This is a genomic window from Elusimicrobiales bacterium (genome assembly GCA_041651175.1).
Lineage (GTDB): Bacteria > Elusimicrobiota > Elusimicrobia > Elusimicrobiales > Elusimicrobiaceae > JAQTYB01.
Window position 1 is genome coordinate 1 of record JBAZJT010000015.1, and the last position, 20,609, is coordinate 20,609.

The following is a 20,609-nucleotide window of genomic DNA, read 5'->3' on the forward strand; positions in this document are numbered from 1 at the left end:
ACAGAACCGCTTTTGTTGCGTTTCTTCCTGACAAACATAACTATATTTTATCAACGGGACACCCAAATTCCAATACCCCTCCGACGAGGACGGGCTGATTTTAGAGAGGATTGGCGAAGTCAGGAAAAAAATTCCCTTGTTACGAGTTCACTTGTCCGGCGGCGGATTCGGGGGAATCGCCTGCTATGACGCGCAGGAAAGCGGCGCCGTAGCGCGCCATCTTGGCTTCGCCCACGCCTTTTATTTCCAGGAAAGCCTCCGGCGTCGCCGGCTTGGCGGCGGACATGTCGGCCAATGCCGCGTCGTGAAACACCACATAGGGCGGCAGGCCCAGCCTGTCGGCGATAAGCCGGCGCAACTGGCGCAGCCGCGCAAACAACTCCTGGTCCGGGGATAGGGCGGCCTGCTGCGCCGTTTTGGATTTTTTCCCGGCGCGGCGCGGCGGCGCGGCGGGAACGCCCAGCTGCACGCCCCCCTCCCCCCGGCAGAAGGCGCGCCCGGCTTCGGTTATTTTCAAAAGGGGATAATTGTCGCGCTCTTCCACGGCCAGGAAATCCTGCACTATAAGCTGGTCTATCCAGGAGCGCACCGCCGTCCTGCCGGCATCTTTGAGCAGGCCGAAAACCTTCAGCTTGTCGTGGCCGTTGCGCGAGGCGCGCCCGTCGTCTTTGCCCAGCAGCAGGTCCGACACGTATACCGAGCCGAAGCGGCCTTCTGTGCGCCAGGCGGCGCTGAGGATTTTCTTTGCGGTCAGGACGGCCTCTTCCTCCGGCAGGGCTTTGGTCTCGCCGAGGCAGACATCGCAGGCATTGCAGTTTTGCGCGTCATATTCCGCGCCGAAATGCTTCGCTATCAGCCGGTGGCGGCATAAGGGCGAGACGGCGTAGCGGCCTATGCCGGCTATCTGCCGTTCTATGGCCGCGCGCCGTTCCGGCGGGAGCGCGCCGTCGGCCAGCGCCAGCCGGCGGTGCATGGCAAGGTCCGGGGCCGAAAACAAAAGAACACATTCCGCCGGAAGGCCGTCGCGCCCCGCGCGGCCGGATTCCTGCTGGTAATGTTCCACCGAGCGCGGCGTGTTGGCATGTATCACATATCGCACATTGGAGCGGTCTATGCCCATGCCGAAGGCGATTGTGGCGGCGATGACGTCTATGCGCTCGCGCACGAAGCCGTCCTGCGCCTGCGCCCGCTCCTGTGCGGAAAGGCCGGCGTGGTAAGGCGCGCAGGAAATTCCCGCACGTTTAAGCCCGCCGGCCAGCCGCTCCACCTCTTTGCGGGTTTGCGCGTAGACTATTCCCCCCTCCCCTTTGTGCCGCGACACTATGTCCAGTGTCTGCCCCAACTGGTCGCCGCGCGGGAAGGCGCGGTAAATAAGGTTGGGCCTGTCCGGGTGGCCGCACAGCAGCGCCGGCTCGCGCAGCGCAAGCTGCCGCCGGATGTCCTGCTGGACTTCCGGCGTGGCGGTTGCGGTCAGCGCCATGCGGGCTGCCGAGGGAAACCTGTCCATCACCTGGGTGAGGCGGCGGTATTCGGGGCGGAATTCGTGGCCCCAGTGGGAGACGCAGTGCGCCTCGTCTATGGCGAAAAGAATTGGTTGCGTGGCGAATTCAAATAAATCCCCGGCCAGAAGCCTTTCGGGGCTGACATACAGAAGCTGCGTCCTGCCCGCCGCCAGGCTGCGGTAGGCGGCGCGGCGCTGTTCAGTGTCCAGGTTTGAATGCAGCGCGTCCGCCGCCAGCCCCGCCTCGCGCGCGGCGGCTGTCTGGTCGTCCATAAGCGCGATAAGCGGGGAGATGACTACAACAAGTCCGCGCCCCGCCGCCGCAGGCAGTTGGTAGCAGAGGCTTTTGCCGCCGCCGGTGGCCATGACCAGCAGGCAGTCCCTGCCGGACAACGCGAATTCCGCCGCTTCACGTTGCAGCGGGCGGAAAGACGAATAGCCCCAGTGCCGGCGCAGAATTTCTTCAAGTTTCATGCAATTGGGCGCTGCGCGCGCATGACCGGTTTGTCCCGCCGCAGCGCTATTTGGGATTGTCTTGCGGGGCGCAGCGCAGCGCGCTGTTTTTCATGCCGTAGGCGGCATATATGACAATCCCCAGAATCATCCAGACTACAAGCCGCACCCATGTCTGCCAGGGAAGCGACGCCATCTGGCCCAGCGAAATCAGCACGCCCATCACCGGCACGAAAGGCACCAGCGGCGTCTTAAACGGGCGCGCCCGCTCCGGCTGGGTGCGGCGCAGTATCCAAATCCCCGCGCAGACTATCGCAAAAGCCAGCAATGTGCCGATGGAGACCATTTCCCCCAGTATCCCTATGGGCAGCAGCCCGGCAAGCAATGCCGCCAGCGCGCCGGTTACCATGGTTGTTATATGCGGCGTCCTGAATTTCGGATGCACCTTGCGGAACACCGGCGGCAGCAGCCCGTCGTTGGACATGGAAAAGAATATGCGCGGCTGGCCCAGCAACAGCACCAGCATCACCGAGCTTAACCCCGCCACCGCGCCCAGTTTCACAAACGGCCTAAGCCACATAAGCCCCTGCCCCGCGGCGTCTACGCCCACGGCCATCGGGTCCGGCACGTTGAGCAATTTGTAGCTGACTATGCCGGTAAGCGTCAGCGCGACTAGAATGTAGAGCACCGTGCACGCCGCAAGCGAGCCCAGAATTCCTATGGGCATGTCGCGCTGCGGGTTTTTGGTTTCCTGTGCGGTGGTGGAGACCGCGTCAAAGCCTATATAGGCGAAAAAGATGACGCCCGCGCCGCGCAGAATGCCGCTCCAGCCGAATTCGCCGAACGGGCCGGCATTGGGCGGTATGAAGGGCGACCAGTTGGCGGGGTTGATGAACTTGAACCCGAAGGCGATAAACATCAGCACCACCGCCACCTTTATGCCCACGATGACGCTGTTGAATTTGGCCGATTCCTTTATGCCTACCACCAGAAGCGCCGTTACCGCCGCTATGCCAAGCATAGCGGGAAGGTTTATTATGCCCATGCAGTGCGGCAGCGCCGCCACGTCTAAGCCTTTGGCGGCGAGGGCGGAGGCCGCCTCCCGGGAGAGTATTACCCAGCCCTGTCCCGGCGCCTGCACCAGATGCGCGCCGCAGGCGTTGGTAAGCTCCGGCGGCAGGTTTATGCCGAAATCGCGCAGGAAGCTTACCACATATCCCGACCAGCCCACCGCCACCGTGGCCGCGCCGAAAAGATATTCCAGTATCAGGTCCCAGCCGATTATCCAAGCGGCAAGCTCGCCCAGAGTTGCATAGGCGTAGGTGTAGGCGCTGCCCGCCACCGGCAGCATGGCGGCGAATTCCGCGTAGCAAAGCCCCGCGAAAGCGCAGCCGAATGCGGAGAAAATGAAGGATAAAACTATGCCGGGGCCGGCATACTGCGCGGCGGCCTGGCCGGTAAGCACGAAAATCCCCGCGCCTATGATGCCGCCTATTCCAAGCAGCGTCAGGTCCAGCGCGGTCAGGCTTTTCTTCAGAGAATGGTCTTTGTCCGAGGAAAGACAGATAAGTTCGTCTATTGATTTGACCTGAAACAGCTTTTTCCCGATGCTCATGCGCGGCCTCCGATAAAACAGCGGCGGGCGGAGTTTGCTCCGCCCGCCGCATCGCTCAATGGTTTATTTGTCCGTCTTTTTGTCCGCCGCGGGCTGCGCGGAAGCCGCCGGAGCGGCGGGAGCCTGGGCCGGCGCCGCTTCCTGCGGGGCGGCCGGCGGCATGATCTCAAGCAGTTCCACTTCAAAAACCAGCGTCGCGCCGCCGGGTATTTTGGGGCGGCGTCCTTCGTCGCGGTAGGCGGTATCGGAGGGGCAGACCAGTTTGGCCTTGCCGCCGGCTTTCATTTTCTGCAGCGCCTCGGCCCAGCAGGGTATTATGCCCTGGAGCGGAAACACCGCCGGCGTGCCGCGCTTTACCGAACTGTCAAAAACCCGGCCGTCTATAAGCGTGCCGTGATAATGCACTTTCACGGTGTCGGTAATCGCGGGAGATGCGCCTGTGCCCTCTTTAACCGGCACTATGACCACGCCGTCCGGCAGAACCGCCGCGCCCTTTTCCTGGGCGGCCTTGCCGGCGAATTTTTTGCCCTTTTCCTTCATGAGGGCGATATGTTTCGGGCTTCTGTCCTGCGCCATGGTTTCTATGTCTTTTTGCGCGTCCTCGAAATTCTTTGCCGGTTTTTTGCCCTGGGCCGCGTCGGCGAAACCTTTCTGTACCTTTGCGTATTCATCGGGGGTGAGCATGAATATGTCCAGCCCCTGCCCCGCCCAGTATCCGAGCGAGTAGAACACGCTGTCTCCCGCCTTCTGTTCGGCCTTGGGAGCGCTTTTGGCCTTTTCCGCTGTTTTTACCGCGGCAGCGCCGGCTTGCGCCGATGCCAGCACCGGGCACGCAACCGCCGCCGCGATAGCAAATGACAATGTTCTCATCATATTCCCCTTGTCTTACCCGTTTTCCTGCTGCGGCAACGGGTTTAAGATATGCGCCAATTTCATGCGCGCATTTCCTGTTACTCTACAAAATGCGGCGCGCAAAAGCAAAAAAACGCGCCGCCAGCCGCCGATGCGCGGCAACTGCTATTCGCTCGCGCCGGAAAACTTGTTGTAAAGCCAGGCGACCAGCAGGCCGCCGATGCCGGCATCGGCAAAGCCCCATATCCCGCCGACAATGCTGCCCGCAAAAGTGGGCTTGTAGCCGATGTAGAAAGTTGACATCGCCTGCGCTATGCCGTTGCCCCAGCCGCAGAAAATGTTTATCAGGCCAAGCAGGAATATGCTTGCGCCCCACACGATGCCAAGGCTGAGCGCGAACGCGCGCTCATTGAGTTTATTCATACTATCCCTCTCTGTTCGTTGATTTGCGGTCGCGGTGGGCATGCGCTCCCCGGCCTATTGAGCGGCAGCCGACGGCGCTATTTCTTGGAATTCGCTGAACACCGTCTTGTCCTTGCGCTGGAACACAGGCAGCCAGTACGGGAAGTCAAAGCTCAGCGAAATTCTGTGGGTGTAGCCCAGTTCCCCCATCGGCACGAATGCGTAGTCCAGGTTGAAAAATTGCAGGCCTATGCCCGCGCCAAGCGAAATGCCGCTTGCTCCGCCGGTTATCTTCATCTGCTGCGAGTTGATGCCGGCGCGCAGGCTCAGGCGCATGTTTTCCTGGGCAATGGTGCTGTATTGGGCTCCCAGTGTGAAATAATATGGCCCGGCTTTCTGCAGCACCAAATCGCTTGCCACCAGAAAATCCGGGAACGGCGATATGGAGCCGCCCAGCTTTACGTTAAGTGGCAGCGGATCCACCTGCTGGTCAAACTGCGGGCCGCGCCCGAGATTTTGCAGCACAAAGCCAAGCCGGTACGGCAATTCGGAAAAATAATAGGCCATGAGGCCGAAATCCATCATATAGGCGCTGGCGGATTCCATTATCCGGGAGTTGACATACCGCATGGTAACACCCATGGACACGTCGTGATCCTTGTCCGACAGTTCCAATATGGCGCGGCTGTATGTGAGATTGTATGCCATGTCGCGCGGGCTGAAAGTGGAGCCGGTCAACGTGCCGTCCATGTCCGCATAGGGGATGTCGCCTATGTTGGTCATCAGCAGCGAGGCGCCCAGGACCGAGTAATAGTTAAGCCTCTGCGCATACGCCATGTACTGGTATGAGATGTCCGCCGCGTAGTTTGCGCGCATGAAGGTTGCGGAATATTTGTTGGTCTGCACCAATCCTGCGGGATTCCAGTAGCAGGCGGAGGCGCCTTCGGCCACTGCGGTATACGCCCCCCCCATGCCGGCGGCTTTGGCGTCCACTCCCAAGTTCAGAAAATCCATCGCCGCGGTGCCGGCGTTGTTGACGGTGAACGCCTGCGCCCGCGCCTGCTGGGCCAGCGCGGCCAGCGCGCACAGCGACGCCAAAAGGAGGCGGCTCATCTTTCCACCGCCAGCTTGAGAATTTTAGAGCCGCCCGCCCCGTTGAGCACCGCCAGATATACCCCGCTGGCAACGTCGGCGCCGCCGGAATTCTTGCCCGGCCAGGAAATAGCGGTGGACCCCGCGCCTTCCCATACTTTGACCCCGCTGAGCGTGTATATCCGCACCGAAGTGTTCGGCGGCAGATTGCGGAAAGTAACCGAGCCCTGCCCCCTGTTGGGATAGAACGGATTGGGCGATACGTACGCGGAGTCCAGATTGGTTATGGGCGCAGGTTGTATGATTTGCAGTCTGGAGACTCTGTCCAGCGCCACGGAAAATTGTTTCGCGGATGAATTTACTGTGGTTTGCATCGGCTTGCATTGGTTAACATCATTTAACCGCGCCAGCGCAAGCAGACTTTTGTCGGTTATTGCGGCAAACTCGTCTGCGGTGTTGTTTGTGGAATAACCTATGGTGATTTGCAGCGGCGTGCGCGGCTGTATATTGTCAGTCGTGTATATTGAAAACGACGGGCATGTGGTGGAGGCGGTCACGCCGTGATTGCAGACATGGCTGGCTCCGGTTCCCACGCAGGTGTCGGTGCCGAATGCGTCCTCCGAAACCGCAACCAACGTGGCGGTTGACAAAAACGCGCCTGCCGGTACGGTAAGCTGCAAAGTCCGCCCGTCGGTAAACGCGCCGGAGAGCTGCCCATCCCCCGCCGCCAGCACCAGTGAGCCTGCCGGCGCGCACTGCCCCGACCCTTTGCACGGCCCCGCGCCGGTAACAATATAGCCGTTTGGGAACAGCGGCGTAACCAGAGTGTTCACGCCCGCCTTGTTTTGCGTCATTACGGAGAAATAATAGGTGGATTGCGAGCGCAGCCCCGTAACCACATAAGTGGAAAGCGTCAGGTTGGTGGATGTGTCCACCAGCAGCTGGAAAGTGCCGGAAGTCCCGGACGGGTCGGTGGACATGTAGATTATATACTGGGTGTAATCGGGATTTTTCTGCGGGTCCCACACCAGCTTTGCTGTGGACGCGGTGACTTCAGCGGCGACAAATCCGGTGTTGCCCGGCGCCTGGGCGCGGGTGTATGTGGAGGTGGTCAGATACACCGGCGGAGTGGTTTGCACCTCCTGGGTGTTTACCGCGGTAACCCTCATGGCATAGCTGGTATTTGGGATAAGCGTCGTCGCAGCTCCGGTTATGGGCGCGGTGCTGGGTGCGGTTTGTGCTATGGTTTCGGTGAATATCTCGCTGGTGGATGAGAACGCCGCGTCAGTTGAAATTTCCAGTATGTATGTTGTTCCGGGCGGGTTGTGTATGGCGTACCAAGTGCCGGTCATGCTGGATTCGGACACCGTTACCGCCTGCGTCGGATGCGGGGTGGCCGGTTCCGCCATTGTATAGGTGGTCGGGCTGGAGACCAACGCGGTCTGCATGTCGCAGTTTAAATTGTTGCAGGTCTGCACCATTATGGAATAGGCCGTGTTGGGCAAGAGGCCGCCCTCGTTGTAGAAAGGCGTGTAATCGGCGGGTATGATGGCTATGCTGCTGGAGGTGGACGTGAATATCCTGTAGGCGTACGGTGTGGTGGTGGAGGCCGCCGGAACAGCGGCATTCCAGTTCCAGTGCACCACGGTGGAACTGAAAGCCACGCCGTTGATGGTTTCCGGCGCGCTGATTGCAAGCGCCGGCAGCGGAGTGCCGACATACAGCGGCCATGCGTTGGAGTATTGCGCGTTCTCTCCCACGCGGAACTGGTACCAGCCGTTGGGCAGATTGGGAATGTCTATGGTTATGGAGGACGGCAAAAGCGACCAGTTTGCCAGGCTGTCCGCCGGGTGGTAGGTGTCTGTGGACAAAAGCGCGGTCGCGTACACGTAGGTGCTCAGGTCCAGCATGTAGCCGCTGGGCGTGTCTGTCATGTATATGCAGACGCGCGGATGGTTGTGGGAGGTGTTGCTTGTCCCCCCGCCGGAGGCTTCCGTTATGCCGAAAAACGTTGTTGTCGCGCTGCGCAGCGTTATCGGCGCGCCGGTGTTGCTGTATACGGTGGTGTCGGCTGAAAGCTCCGTGGGGCTGCGCATAAGAGGCGGGTCGGTGGCGTCGCGCGGTTCCATGAAATAGGATGTTTCCGTGCTGGGCAGATAATGGTGGTTGCCGTCGTATCCGCCGGCAATTATCATGTTCCCGTCCGGCATGATGGTGGTGGTGTGGTCCACCCTGGAAACGCCAAGTTCATATGATGAGCCTGGTTGATTGAGAATGCGGCCAATCATAGTGTTGGGAAGTTCCGTGTATTGCAACGACACTATGCCCTGAGCCTGAACGAGCGATGAATCCGCCCCCGCCGCGCTGGCTCTTGCCCCGCCGATGAACATGATGTTCCCGTTTGGCAGCAGAGTGGCGGTATGACGATAACGCGGAACGTCCACGCGGTCCTGCACGGATGGTGTTTCCAGATCGTACTTTACCGGGAAATTCATCTGCGTCCAGGTGTCTGTGTCCGGGTCATATATTTCCTCGCTGAAAATTTCGCCCAGATTATTGCTTCCCCCTGCCACAAGGACGTTGCCGAATCTTGTCAGTGTGGCCGTGTGGTAATAGCGCGCCGTGTTCATGGCATGGACCGCTGTCCATGTATTGGCGGCGGGATTGTATATTTCTGCGGATGACAATGCCTGCCCGCCGTTGTATCCGCCGGCGACAAGTATTCTGCCATCATGCAATATCGTGGCGGTGTGGTAGGTTCGCGCCGCGTTCATGGAGGCCAGCGTTACCCATGCTGCGGTGCTCACCTGTGTCGCGGGGTTTACAGTTGAGAAATAAACCTCGCAGGAGGAGGTGTAACTGCCGCTGTTGGCCCTGCCGCCCATGACCATGACTCTTCCGGCGTACGGCCCTGACGGCAGAAGCACTGTGGTATGGCCCTGCCTTGCCGTGTTCATGGAGGATGTTTGCACGAAAGCGTTGGCTCCAGTGTAATAGATATCCGTGTTTGCCGCTATGCCGGTTGAGACTCCTTGCGTATAGCCGCCTGTGACCAGCACATTTCCGTCGGACATGAGTGTCGCCGCATGCCCGGTTCTAGGCAAGGAAAGCCTGCCGTTTGCCAGCGTCCAGACATTTGTGCCCTGGGCATAATATTCGCCGGTGTTGTGTGTCGCAAAACCATCGGAACCGCCAATTACAAGCAGCCGGTTGTCCGGGAGCAACGTTGCGGTATGCCCGCCCCTGGCATAATTCATTATCGCGCCAGAGTTCCAAACCGGAGGCCAGTATGACAGGGCGCCGGAAACATTTGTGGATTCCGTGCCTGAACAATCGTTATAGGGGTATGCGCCGGTGGGTATGCATTTTTTTCCGCCGGCGGCCAGCATGATGGAACCGGGTGTGTACAAAGACGAGTTTGCAAGAGTGCCGTACACATTGGCAAACATGGAACTGGCCGGGTCTGCCGGAATGCTGGCGTTGGGACTGCCACCTATCACCCAGTGATGCGCGCCGGTGTTGGTTGCCAGACTGTCTCCGCCCGGGTTTACCCTGTATGAGACGAAATCCGAGGAAATCATGCCGGCTATGACGACAGTCGCCGTTTGCGTGTTAAAGGAGTCGCTGGCTGTTACAGGGGAGATGAAATACAAAGCCGCTCCGCCTATGTCGCTGTTGGCGAATATGTTCGGGGCAATGGTGATAGGGCTGGAGTTGATGATGCCGCTGCTTGTGGTTATTGTGCCCTCAATTCCAACGAACTGCATGGTTACCTGCACTTCCGGCATCCCGGTGAGCGCGTTAATAACCACCGGTGTTGACAACCCCACGCTGAGCGCTGTCCCGCTTGTGATTGCCACGGTCAGCGTGCCAACATCGTAGGCCCCTGTTAGTGTACCGGATTGCAGTATGGCATACGCCTGCTTCAACTGCGATGTGCCGTCGGCCACGTAGTCGGTTTCTTTAAGCGGTATGGTAAACATCAGTGTGCAGTAGGAGTTGTTCGGATCCAGATTGACGGTTTGTCCCTCCGCCAGCGGAGCATTGAATGCCAACTGGCAGGCTTCGGGATTTGTGGTGGTGCCGGAAAAATCTCCGGGCTTGAATGACGCCGTCCCGCTGGGTGATTGCAGGTATAACGGATATGAAAACGAATCGTCCGGTGTTATCGGCGCCATGAAGGTGCCTTTGAGAACCTGATGGTTGACAAGCTGCGACATCGGAGATGTAAAATCCAGGTTTAAATCGGAATTCTCAATATAATGCTGCGTTATATCCGACGGGCGGCTGAAATATGCCTGGCCGTTGGCTATTATGCCCGTGGCCGACATTGTCCATGAATGCGTGCCTCTCAGGGCAATAACGGAGTTGGAGTTTATTGTGCCGTTGCTGTACGGGTATGTGGAAATCGGTGTCAGGTATATTTTCGTTACATCTCCCTGTATTTTCAGCGGACCGGAAAAATACTGGGTGGTGACATTGCCGAGTCCGCCGTAAAGCACGACTTTTCCCTGCGTATCCAGCGCCGCGCTGTGGGAGGCAAGCCGCACCGGCATATTCTCTCCGGGAATGACGGCGCTGGTGTACGGGTCGTAGAATTCCGTTGAGTCTATGTACCCCATGCAGTTGCCGAAAATATATTGGTTGCCGGCATTGTAGCCGCCGGCTACAAGCACTCTGCCGTTGTTCATGGCTGTGGCCGTGTGGAATGCGCGTGCGCGGCCCAGCGCCGGACCGCCGGCGACGCTTTGTTTGTCCGGTAGGTAGAGTTCGGTGGTTGAGATGTAATAGCTTGTGGTCGAGGCGCCAAGCGCCGGATTATATCCCCCTGCCAAAAATACCGTGCCGCTTGGCAGCAAAGTGGCGGTGTGGCCCCACCTGGCCGTGGCCAACGTGGCCGAAAGCGGGGTTACGGTGGGCAATACCGCGGGCAGCGGGTTCACAAGCTCAAGCGAGTTCAGCGCGTTCCCGGAGGCATCCCTGCCTCCGGCTATGAGAACCGTGCCGTCTTTAAGCAACGTGGCGGTGTGCGCGGTGCGCGGTGCGCCGAGGCTGCCGCACCACCTTAGCAAATGTGTCGTGGGATTGTATGTGCAGACGGAATTGGTTGTTACAACGCCGCTGTCGTCTGTGCCGCCGGCCACCAGCACGTCTCCGCTGGGCAGCAACGTGGCCGTGTGCGACGAGCGCGCCAGCGTCGCCACCCCCCCCCACAGCGGCGTATAATTGTGATAGGCGTAATCCTTTACGGAGTATTCCTGTATGGTGCCGGTGTAAGACGGCGAATCGTCGGTGTTGGTGTTTCCGCCGATGACCAGGAAGTTCCCGCTCGGAAGCAGGGTCAGGGTGTGGTTAAACCGCTGGACAAGCTGCGCCTGCGCGGCGGAACAGGCCATAAACACCGCCGCGACGGCTGGCGCCAGCGCTCTGCGCAAAACTGCGGCGTTTCTGGGCAACGCTGTCATCGTAAGGATAGTCTACAAATAGAATCACTGGAAAGCAACAGCAAGTTTTTGCCGCTGCGGAGTGTGTTCTAACCGGCGCCCCTGCGATAAGAGGTATTGCCGAAAAAATTGTTTTGAAATCTGGAGCGGGCGATGGGAATCGAACCCACGTCTAGAGCTTGGGAAGCTCCCATTCTACCATTGAACCACGCCCGCGACAATATAATTCTAACTCAAAATACGGCGGATTGCAACTACACATCGCCTGTCTTGCGTATGAGTCGCAGGAACTCGTCGCGGGCGGCGGCGTCTTTTTTGAGCTCGCCCAGCATGGCGCTGGTGACGCAGTTGGTCTCGGATGATTTTGCGCCGCGCATTTCCATGCACAGATGCCGCGCCTCCACTATGACGGCCACCCCGCGCGGCGAAAGTTTTTTGTCCAGTATGTCGGCTATCTGGCGGGTAAGCCGCTCCTGCACCTGCAGCCGCGCGGCCAGCGCGTGGACCAGCCTGGGCATTTTGGACAGGCCCACTATTTTGCCGTCGGGGATATAACCGATGTGGACCTTGCCGAAAAACGGCAGCATGTGATGCTCGCACATGGAATAAAAGTGGATGCCCGTAACCGCGACCAGGTCGTCGGACTGCACTTTGAAGAAAGCGTTGTTGAACAGCGCGTCAATATCGGCGCGGTAGCCGCAGGTTATCTCGCGCAGCGCCTTGGCGGCGCGCTGCGGCGTTTTCAGGAGGCCTTCGCGCCGGGGGTCTTCGCCCAGGGCGAGCAGAATGTCTTTTACGGCGGGCACAATGGCGTCTTCGTCTGCGGTTCTGATTTTAGTGGTCATAGCAGGACATAATTCTACAAATAAAGCCGCAGGCGCCGCTAATATTCCCGCAGCTTTTTCTCGTATGACGGGACGGCGGGCGTGGCGGAATTGTCCGTATCCGGCTTGATGATAACCGGCGCATCCTGCTTCGGGGCCTCCGGCTTTTTTTCCGGCTTGGGCGCCGGTTTAGGCGAAGGCGGCTTTGGCAGCTCCGGCTTGGGCGGTTTCGCCGCGGGTTCCGGTTCCGGCGCTTCCGCGTCGGTTTCGGTGTCGGAGTATTTGTTGAGCTTGTCCTCAAGCGATAGCCGGCGTTTCCCGAACAGCAGTTCCAGCGAGATTCTGTGCGCCGCGCCCAGCGCGCCGTAGGGCGCGAAGGCATAATCCACGCCCACATTGCCGCGCCTTGCGCCGAAGCCGAAGGCTATGCCGCTTACGCCGCTTACGTCTCCGGCGTTTTTGGTGGTGTAGCCGAATCTCCCGGCCAGTTCGTAACCGACAAACGGCAGCAGCGTCTCCACCCCGGCGGAGATGTACATGCTGTTGTCCCTGGGCATGGTCAAATCCGCGCCGGCGGTGGTCCTGTCGGAGAAGGCGTAGGCCGCGCCGAATCTGGTCGTCTGGGGAAGCGGATCTCCCTCCTGGTCGAATTTCATTTTGCCGCCCAGATTCTGTTCGGTGAAGGCAAGCGTCATTTTTTCGTTCAGGAAAGGCGCCGTGCGCAGCCCGATATCCAGCGCCATGGCGGATGCGGATTCCACAAGGGTGGAGCGGATGTATTTCCCGGTGAATCCTATGTCGCACCAGCCGAACCGGCGCGCGTATGCCACCGACAGCGCAACATCCTTTGGCGCCATGCTGGTTCCCGTGGTATAGCCGGCGTCGTCGGTCTCGGTTATGCTGCCTGCGGACAGATATTGCAGCCCCATTCCCAGCGCGCCGAAACTCCCGAAATTGCGCGCCGCGCCGATAAATTCGTAGCTAAGCTCCCCGAACAGGGATGCGTGCATGAAGGAAAGCGAGGTGTATTTGTCCGAGTCCGCCATGCCGGCGGGATTCCAGTACACCGCCTCCGCGCCGTAGGCCATGGCGCTGTAAGCCTCGGCCAGGCTGGCGGCCCGTGCCCCCACTCCCAGCTTCAGGAACTGCGCGCCGGAGGTTCCGGCGGCGTCGGAACCGGCCGCCGCGCAGCGCGCCGCGGAAAACAACACAAGAGCCAGCAGGCGGAGCCTCATTTTATTATCACCAGCTTTATAATCTTCTTCTCGGAGCCGGAGGTTATCAGCGCCAGATAAACGCCGCTGGCGACCTGCCTGCCGCTGCGGTTCTTGCCGTCCCAGACGGCGGCGCCGCTGGCGTCGGCGTTGGTTTCATGCAGAAGCTCGCCGGTATAGGTGTATATCCTGACATTGGCCGACGCGGTAAGGTTGCGGAAAGTGAATGCCTTGCCAGGCGCGCGCAGCGGGCGCAGCGGATTGGGGCCCACGGTTACGTTGGCAAGCGAGGATTCCGCCGCTCCGGTCATAAGCTGGAACACGGACAGGTGGCAGGCGTCCATATCCGCCGTTTTCGCGGTTTTGTCCTTGTTGGTGGCGAAAGGCGACCATTCGGAATGCGCCGTGTCGTAATACGCGCCGGCAAGGCTGCTTCCGTCGGAAGAACCGATATCCAGCCCGTTGTAGTTGAAGGAAATATTGAGGCAGCCGTAAGGCTGCATGGCGGCGCGGCTGGCCTGGTCATAGGATTCTATCTGCACCGCCAGCGGCTGTGGCAGCGCGACCAGTTTTCCCGTGCCCGGGGGAACCGACACCGGCGTGTTCACCGCCACTATGGCGGGGGTCAGGAATGTGTTTGCGCGTATCGTTATGGTGATGCGTCCGAAATGTATAACGGTTTCAACGCCGGGCTGCACCTGATACTCCGTGGGCGCCACCAGGGTTGAGATAAAAATATCGTAATCCGACGGTGTCCCGTCCCAGTTCACCGCGCGCGCGGCCATGTAGACCATGCCGCCCAGCAGCCCGGTGATGCTGACCGAAGATGTGTTGGCCGCCGTCAGTGTTTCCGTTGATTCGTAAAGCCGCCAGTACTTGATTTCGTAGGCCGTGCCGTCCGGGTTGCCGTTGGCGTTCCAGCTTACCGTGGCGGAACTGGACCACAGCGCGTCCACCGCGAAGCCGGTAGGCGGCATCGCCAGCGTGTGGAATGTTATCGTTGCGGACTGGGTGGAGCCCGCCGCGTTGTAGCATTCCGCGTAGCGGGTGTAGGTGGTGTTTGGCGCAAGCGCGGCGTTTATCCAGTATGTCGTGCCGGATGGCAGGTTATTGGACAGCACCCCGGTGTCGCTGTATACGCGATACTGTTCGAACAGCGCCTGCACCTGCCATTGCAGCGTCGCGGAAGAGGGATTTACCGCCGCCGTTGACAGAATCAGGTTCGCGGGCACCGGCATATAGACGGTCAGAGTGGACACCGCCGCGCTGAAATCCGAATAAACCCCGTCGTGATTTTGCGCGCGGACTTTCAGATAATAGGTGGCGTTGGGCGTCAGTCCCGTAGTCAGCGAGGGGGCCGCGCCGGTGGAGATGGACAGCTTTTCGCTGAAATCGGAGTGTGTGTCGTACCACACCTCGTAAGCCGTGCCTGAGGGGTTGCCGTTGCCGCTCCAGGTGAATGTGAAGGAACTCATCCACACGCTGGAAAACGCCGCCGCCGACGGCGGCATCGCCGCGGTGTATGCGGTTACAAACGGCGACAGCACCGAGCCGGAACTGTTCCAGCATTCCGCCCTGCGGGTGTAGGGCGCGTTGACGCTTAGCGGGTCTTCCGCCCAGAAGGTGGTTCCAGCCGGCAGATTGTTGGCCACAATGCCGCCGGTGTCTGTGTAAATGCGGTAATGCTCGTAGCTGGCGCCGTCTGCCTGCCAGCGCCAGGTTATGGACGACGGGTTCACCGCCGCGGTTGACAGCGTAATCCCCAGCGGCGCGGGTGGATGGGGAGTGGTGGTGGATGTTGTCGCGCTGAAATCCGAGAAAATCCCGTCCCCGTTCTGGGCGCGGACTCTGGCGTAATATGTTGTGTCCGCGTCCAGCCCCGGAATTTCCGCATAGACGCCGCCGGTGGACACGGTTATGCTGCCGCCGAAATCGGAGGCGGTGCTGTACCACAGTTCGTACCAGGTGCCGTCGGGGTTGGTGTTGGCGGACCAGCTCAGCGCGGCGGAACTGGGCCACACCCCGTCAAAAATCAGCGATGCGGGCGGATTGGCCAGAGTGCGTATAGTCAGCGCAAGCGACTGTGTGGAGCCGGAGGCGTTCCAGCAGTCGGCCTGGCGGGTGTAGGTGGTGTTGGGCGTCAGCCCGGTCTCCGGCCAGAAAGTCGTCCCCGCGGGGAGATTGTCCACCACAATCCCGGCGGTGTCGGTATAAAGCCGGTAATGCTCGTATTTGGCCTGCCCGATTGTCCAAGCCCATGTTATGGAGGAGATGTTCACCGCCGCCGTTGAAAGCGCCAGCCCGGAAGGTGGCGGAGGCGCGGTAAGCGTGGATATGGTGCTGGAGAATACCGAATACAGCCCGTCCCAGTTCTCTGCGCGGATTTTGACGTAGTAGGTGGTGTCGCTGTTCAGCCCCGAAAGCAGCGCGGAAACCGCCGATGTGGCAATGGTTATCTTTTCGCCGAAGTCGCTGTGGCTGTCGTACCAGACTTCATACAACGTGCCGGAGGGGTTGCCGTTTGCGTTCCATGCCACCGTTGCGGAACTCATCCAGACATAGGCAAATCCCGGCACGTCCGGAGGCGCGGCCAGAGTGTGTATGGTTACTTGTAGCGAGGAGGTGGAGCCTGTCTCGTTCCAGCATTCGGCATGGCGGGTGTAGGTGGTGTTGGGCGTCAGCGGCGTTTCAATCCAGAAAGTGGTCCCCGCAGGCAGATTGTTTATAACCGCGGTGCCGCTGCCGTCTTTCAGGCGGTACTGCTCAAATTGGGCGGTAACCGTCCATGCCCATGTAACAGACGAGATATTGACCGCCGCTGTTGACAGCACAAGGTCCGCGGGCGGCGGCAGGTATGGCGTGGTTGTGGATATCGGAGTGTCAAAATCGGAATAAACGCCGTCGTAATTCTGCGCGCGGATTTTAAGGTAATAGGTGGTTTCCTGCAGCAGGCCGGTTATGTTCCTGGGCGATTCATAAGGATACACCCGCGTGGAATCGCTGAAGTTGGAATATGTGCTGTACCACAGGTCGTAAAGCGTTCCGTTTGGATTGTTGTTATAAGCCCAGCTTACCGTCATGGAGCTTGGCAGCACTTCTGTGAACGCAAAGCCGGTGGGCGGCGCGGCAAGCGTGCGCGCAATGCCCAGATACACCCAGTCGCTGTGTTCGGTGCCGGAGGTGGCCATGACGCGGTATGCGTGTGCCGTGTTGGGGGTAAGATCCGACCCGCAGCCTCCCGCGCCAAACAGCATGTTGAGCCCGGTGGTGGAGCATGAGGATATCGCGGTGCTGTAACCGTCGGTGGAGTCCTGCACGGTGTACCAGGTGTCCGGCGGGTTTGTGCCGGCGCCCCAGGTTACCGTGGTGCTGCTATAGCCTATGGTTGAAAAGGTCGGCACCGGCGGGCCGATGGACGAGAGGACCTTTGGCGGCATCAAGGCCGCCGCCGGCGCGCAGGCCAGCGGCAACGCAAGACTTAGTGCCAGTAAAGTCCGTCTCATACGCCGGTCCGCTCTCCGGCGGGGTCAGCCGTTTTTCACCCGTTTCTGAATGCTGTCGTAATAGCGGTCCGCCTCTTCCACGCTGGTGAATATGGAATCGTCGTCTATGGCGTTGGCGATTTCAAAAACCTTTTTTATCTGCGGCTGAAGGTTTGTCAGCATAAGAAGGCCGCCGGAGGCTTTCATGTCTTTTATTCCCTTGAACACAGCGCGCAGCCCCATGCTGCTGATATAGTCCAGCAGCGTCATGTCCAGCAGCACCGCGCTGGCGCGGTTTTTAAGAAGCAGGCCAAGCTGCTGTTCAAGCTGCTGGTATGTCCCCGTGTCCAGTTTGCCGATAAGCGACACTTCAAACACTCCGACCCTTCGCTCGGATGATTTCATTACAAGGCTCATTGTATTTCCCTCCCCATGCAGACTGTGGTTATGTTCATGCCGCCGTTGCGGCGGTATCTCATGCTTGAAGACAGTTTCCTCACCAGTTTCAGCCCGGCCCCGCCTTCTGCGCGGTCGCGCGGGGGTTTATCTGCGCCGGCGCACGCGGATGCCGGATCAAAAGGAGTTCCCGTGTCGGAAACCTCTATGATTATGTCCCCCCCCGCCAGCTCCACCCGGATGAACACCTCGCCTCTGGCGCCGCCGTAGGCGTATTTTATCCCGTTGGTGGCCAGTTCCTCCGCGACCAGTCTGGCCTCTCCCGCAGCATCGCCGGAGACCGAGTTGACGCTGAAAAACCCGTCCAGTTCCTCCAGCAGCCGCACGGTTTCCGTCATGTCGTTTTTGAGGACAAGCGACAGAACCGCCTTGCTGTCGCCGCCGCGGCGCAGCACCAGCGCCGTCATGTCGTCAAACTGCGGCGCGTTTCCGGCAAAGCCATGCGCCGCCTGGAACATGCGGTTCAAAATATGCTCCGGGCTGCCGCCGGGGACCTTGCCGGCCAGGGCAAGCAGCCGCTCCTCGCTGAATATCTCGCCGGCCTCGTTCTGGCTTTCGGTGATGCCGTCGGTGTAAAGGACCAGCGCGTTGCCGTCGTGCATGGCCGCGGCGCCTGTTTTGTATACGGCGCGCTCGTCCAGCCCCAGCGGCTTGCCCGGCGGAACCGTCAGGAATTCCACGGTGCTGTCCTTTATAAACAGCGGCGGCGGATGGCCCGCGTTGGAAAATTTCAACTCGCCGGAGCCTGTGTCCAGCGTGGCGCAGAAAACGGTGGCGAACATCATCATGTCGTTGCCGGGGGCCAGCTCCTCGTTGGCCAGGCGCAGTATTTCGGACGGGTACAGCGTGCGCAGCGCCGCCGCGCGCAGCGCGGTTTTTGCCGCTGCCATGAAAAGCGCCGCCGGCATGCCCTTGCCGGACACGTCGCCTATGGCGATAAACAGCCGGCTGTCGTCCGGCATGAAAAAGTCGTAGAAGTCTCCGCCCACGGTTTTTGCCGGCTCCAGCGCCGCCCCCAGCGAGAATCCGGGGCCGCAGGGCGCCTGTTTGGGCAGCAGGCTGGTTTGTATGGCGCGGGCGATTTCAAGCTCGCTTTCCATTTTCTGGCGGGCGGTGGCCTCGCCTTCCAGCGCGCGGATGTACTGCTGTATGTCCCTGCGCATGTTCTCAAAGGAGCGCGACAATTCGCCCACTTCGTCCTGAGAGTCATGCGTTTTAAGCGGCGCGTCAAAATTTCCTTTGGCTATTTCAGCCGTCTGCAGCGAAAGCGTTTTCAGCGGCACCGTCAGGCTGGACGAGATTTTGAACACCGCCGCAAAAAGCAGCAGGAACCCCGCCAGGCCTATGAGCAGCGCGTGCTTTTCCAGCGCGTTCAGCTTTGCAAACAGCGCGCTTTCCGGCGCGGCTATGGCCAAAGTCCAGCCGTTGGACATCGGCGCGTAATAAACCCATGCAGGGCCGCCGGGGCCGGAGGCGACGCGCTCCAGTCCTTCCTCTCCGGCCAGCATTTTCGCCGCCAGCGCGGCAATCCGGGAGTCCTTGCGCGCGGCGGCAAGCTCAAAGACCGTCTTGCAGCCGGAATGCGTCGTCTCCGCTATTATCACCCCTGTGGACGAGAGCAGAAAGCCGTAATAGCCCGGGTCCGAGGCGGTTATGGCCGCCAGCTCCGCCGACAGCCACTCAAAAGACACGTCGGAGGTTATCACCCCGGCAAAGGTTTTTTTCCCCGATTTCAGCCCGTAAAACGGCGCGCTGTAGGTGAACATCAACGTGTCGCCGCCGCCTTCGTCAAAATACGGCTCGCTCCAGACGGAGCCGTTTTTCAGCCGGGGCTGCGCGTACCAGTCTTTTTCGGTGTACCGGTATTTCGGGGGAACGAGCTGCTTGACGGATATTTTTCCGCTGCTGCGGCTGGCGTAGGGCGCGAAATATTTCCGCCCTTCGGAAAAGCCGTAAGGTTCAAACGCGGCGGCGGCGCCAAACACGGCGTCGTTGGCGGACACCATGCCGGAGAGGGCGCGCTCCAGATTGTCCTGCGGGAGCTTTGTTTTCTCCAGCAGCCGCGCAAGCTGGTATGGCGCCGCCTGAACGCCGTACAAAACGCCGTCTATGCGGTTGCGCGCCACGCGCATGTTTATTTTCATGTCGTGGCGCAGATCCGCTACCAGTTCCTGCTTGACTATGCGGAACCCGTTCCAGAACGCCGCGGCAAAAACCGCCGCCGCCGCGGCGAAAATAACGGCCCCCATTTTGAGGGCGAGTCTTTTGCGGATAAATCCCATCACGGCATTATGGTAGCAAAAAAAACGCCTGTTTTTGCAGTTGCCCGACAATACCCTGCTCCTTGCTTTTCAAAAGGCGGGGCGTGTGGAGAGGCCCTTGCGGGAACGGGTATCGCGCTGTATACTGGAAACTATGAAAGCCATCTTTGCCGTTCTGTTTGCCTGTCAATTCCCGGCATGCGGATTAGCCTGGAGCGGCGACTTGTCTTCCTTTGAAATCAAGTCTTCCGAGGCTCCTCAGGTCCCGGAGCCTTCCGGCAGCGAAAGCCAGGATGAATACGAGACCAGTTCCGCAAAGAGCGGCTGGTCAAAACTGGCCGCCGGAGCGTGGATGATGGGCGGCTCCGGTTCCGCGCTTCTCATAGCATTTCCCGGCTACAGCGTGCAGGAGGCGGGCGCCAAGAATTGGGCGGCGGCAGTGGCCAAAGGCAGGGACTATGGCGGCGTTGTGACATTGCTGGGGCCCAACAAGCCCGGTTATTCCAACGATGAACTGAACGCCGCCAACAAAGCGCTGGTGAAAAAAATAAGGGAGCTGAGGCCCTCGGCGATAACCATAGTCGCCCATTCCAGCGGCGGTTTTGTCGCCAACGAGTTTTTTTCCATGTTCGGCGGGGAGGAGGCAGCAGGCAAGACAGCCTATTACAATCTTGACGGCGCGTTCTGCTCCAGATGCGCGTCCATTAAAGAGCGGCATTCCGGTTTCGCTTATAAGTGCGTGAGCGCGCGTCAGGGAAATTTGGTGTCGCCAAATGCGGGGTCTTCAAAACGTTGCGGCAGCGGCCATTACAAGCTGGTGGACGCGAGTTCCGGCTGCAGCGGCAAATGGTGCCTGCATGCCTGGCTTATCAACCGGCGCGCCGCAAAAATCAACGCCGACCGCCCGGGCATAGAAACCTATTACCGCGACCCGGATATAAAAGCCTATACGGATTATCTGGACTGACAGGGCGGCGGCTTGCCGTTGCGGAGTGCTGCTTGAGTCCGGTGAA

12 protein-coding genes and 1 tRNA gene are annotated in these 20,609 nt (G+C 59.8%); 1 reads left to right on the forward strand and 12 read right to left on the reverse strand.

The features are described from left to right. Nucleotides 1-139: 139 nt before the first annotated feature. From WC421_08785 to WC421_08840, 12 genes are all read right to left on the reverse strand, one after another. A complete protein-coding gene (locus WC421_08785; protein ID MFA5162328.1) occupies nucleotides 140-1,975 on the reverse strand; it encodes a RecQ family ATP-dependent DNA helicase in 1,836 nt (611 codons plus the stop codon). 46 nt (nucleotides 1,976-2,021) lie between these two features. Beyond that, nucleotides 2,022-3,569 carry an amino acid permease gene (locus WC421_08790; GenBank protein MFA5162329.1) on the reverse strand — a complete coding sequence of 516 codons (1,548 nt, stop codon included), beginning with the start codon at nucleotides 3,567-3,569 and terminating at the stop codon, nucleotides 2,022-2,024. Between the two features lie 63 nt (nucleotides 3,570-3,632). Beyond that, the gene (locus tag WC421_08795; protein ID MFA5162330.1) at nucleotides 3,633-4,439 is read right to left on the reverse strand and encodes an FKBP-type peptidyl-prolyl cis-trans isomerase; all 807 of its coding nucleotides are present in this window, start codon (nucleotides 4,437-4,439) and stop codon (nucleotides 3,633-3,635) included. A gap of 147 nt (nucleotides 4,440-4,586) precedes the next feature. Continuing rightward, the gene (locus WC421_08800) at nucleotides 4,587-4,844 is read right to left on the reverse strand and encodes a bacteriophage holin (protein ID MFA5162331.1); all 258 of its coding nucleotides are present in this window, start codon (nucleotides 4,842-4,844) and stop codon (nucleotides 4,587-4,589) included. Nucleotides 4,845-4,898: 54 nt separating this feature from the next. Continuing rightward, a complete protein-coding gene (locus tag WC421_08805; GenBank protein ID MFA5162332.1) occupies nucleotides 4,899-5,936 on the reverse strand; it encodes a PorV/PorQ family protein in 1,038 nt (345 codons plus the stop codon). Next, nucleotides 5,933-11,380 carry a kelch repeat-containing protein gene (locus WC421_08810; GenBank protein MFA5162333.1) on the reverse strand — a complete coding sequence of 1,816 codons (5,448 nt, stop codon included), beginning with the start codon at nucleotides 11,378-11,380 and terminating at the stop codon, nucleotides 5,933-5,935. The genes WC421_08805 and WC421_08810 overlap by 4 nt, the downstream gene beginning before the upstream one ends. Before the next feature lie 121 nt (nucleotides 11,381-11,501). Beyond that, nucleotides 11,502-11,575 (reverse strand) — tRNA-Gly (locus WC421_08815). A 38-nt stretch (nucleotides 11,576-11,613) separates the two neighbouring features. Beyond that, entirely contained in the window at nucleotides 11,614-12,204 is a 591-nt protein-coding gene (gene folE, locus WC421_08820) for a GTP cyclohydrolase I FolE (GenBank protein MFA5162334.1), read from the reverse strand. A 38-nt stretch (nucleotides 12,205-12,242) separates the two neighbouring features. Beyond that, nucleotides 12,243-13,418 (reverse strand): PorV/PorQ family protein, encoded by a 1,176-nt coding sequence (locus tag WC421_08825; GenBank protein MFA5162335.1) that lies wholly within the window; start codon nucleotides 13,416-13,418, stop codon nucleotides 12,243-12,245. Next, on the reverse strand, nucleotides 13,415-16,900 hold the full coding sequence (locus tag WC421_08830; GenBank protein ID MFA5162336.1) for a fibronectin type III domain-containing protein: 3,486 nt from the start codon (nucleotides 16,898-16,900) through the stop codon (nucleotides 13,415-13,417). Before WC421_08830 ends, WC421_08825 begins: the two co-directional genes overlap by 4 nt. Before the next feature lie 24 nt (nucleotides 16,901-16,924). Continuing rightward, on the reverse strand, nucleotides 16,925-17,296 hold the full coding sequence (locus WC421_08835; protein MFA5162337.1) for an STAS domain-containing protein: 372 nt from the start codon (nucleotides 17,294-17,296) through the stop codon (nucleotides 16,925-16,927). Next, on the reverse strand, nucleotides 17,293-19,617 hold the full coding sequence (locus WC421_08840) for a SpoIIE family protein phosphatase (protein MFA5162338.1): 2,325 nt from the start codon (nucleotides 19,615-19,617) through the stop codon (nucleotides 17,293-17,295). The genes WC421_08835 and WC421_08840 overlap by 4 nt, the downstream gene beginning before the upstream one ends. 133 nt (nucleotides 19,618-19,750) lie before the next feature. Here WC421_08840 and WC421_08845 point away from each other — a divergent pair, with 133 nt between their 5' ends. Beyond that, entirely contained in the window at nucleotides 19,751-20,563 is an 813-nt protein-coding gene (locus WC421_08845; protein MFA5162339.1) for a hypothetical protein, read from the forward strand. Nucleotides 20,564-20,609 lie beyond the last annotated feature (46 nt).

Coding starts and splice junctions, on each gene's coding strand:
- WC421_08835 (MFA5162337.1), bottom strand. CDS start 17,296: ATGAGCCTTGTAATGAAATCATCCGAGCGAAGGGTCGGAGTGTTTGAA.
- WC421_08810 (MFA5162333.1), bottom strand. CDS start 11,380: ATGACAGCGTTGCCCAGAAACGCCGCAGTTTTGCGCAGAGCGCTGGCG.
- WC421_08840 (MFA5162338.1), bottom strand. CDS start 19,617: ATGGGATTTATCCGCAAAAGACTCGCCCTCAAAATGGGGGCCGTTATT.
- WC421_08800 (MFA5162331.1), bottom strand. CDS start 4,844: ATGAATAAACTCAATGAGCGCGCGTTCGCGCTCAGCCTTGGCATCGTG.
- folE (MFA5162334.1), bottom strand. CDS start 12,204: ATGACCACTAAAATCAGAACCGCAGACGAAGACGCCATTGTGCCCGCC.
- WC421_08830 (MFA5162336.1), bottom strand. CDS start 16,900: ATGAGACGGACTTTACTGGCACTAAGTCTTGCGTTGCCGCTGGCCTGC.
- WC421_08825 (MFA5162335.1), bottom strand. CDS start 13,418: ATGAGGCTCCGCCTGCTGGCTCTTGTGTTGTTTTCCGCGGCGCGCTGC.
- WC421_08805 (MFA5162332.1), bottom strand. CDS start 5,936: ATGAGCCGCCTCCTTTTGGCGTCGCTGTGCGCGCTGGCCGCGCTGGCC.
- WC421_08785 (MFA5162328.1), bottom strand. CDS start 1,975: ATGAAACTTGAAGAAATTCTGCGCCGGCACTGGGGCTATTCGTCTTTC.
- WC421_08795 (MFA5162330.1), bottom strand. CDS start 4,439: ATGAGAACATTGTCATTTGCTATCGCGGCGGCGGTTGCGTGCCCGGTG.
- WC421_08845 (MFA5162339.1), top strand. CDS start 19,751: ATGAAAGCCATCTTTGCCGTTCTGTTTGCCTGTCAATTCCCGGCATGC.
- WC421_08790 (MFA5162329.1), bottom strand. CDS start 3,569: ATGAGCATCGGGAAAAAGCTGTTTCAGGTCAAATCAATAGACGAACTT.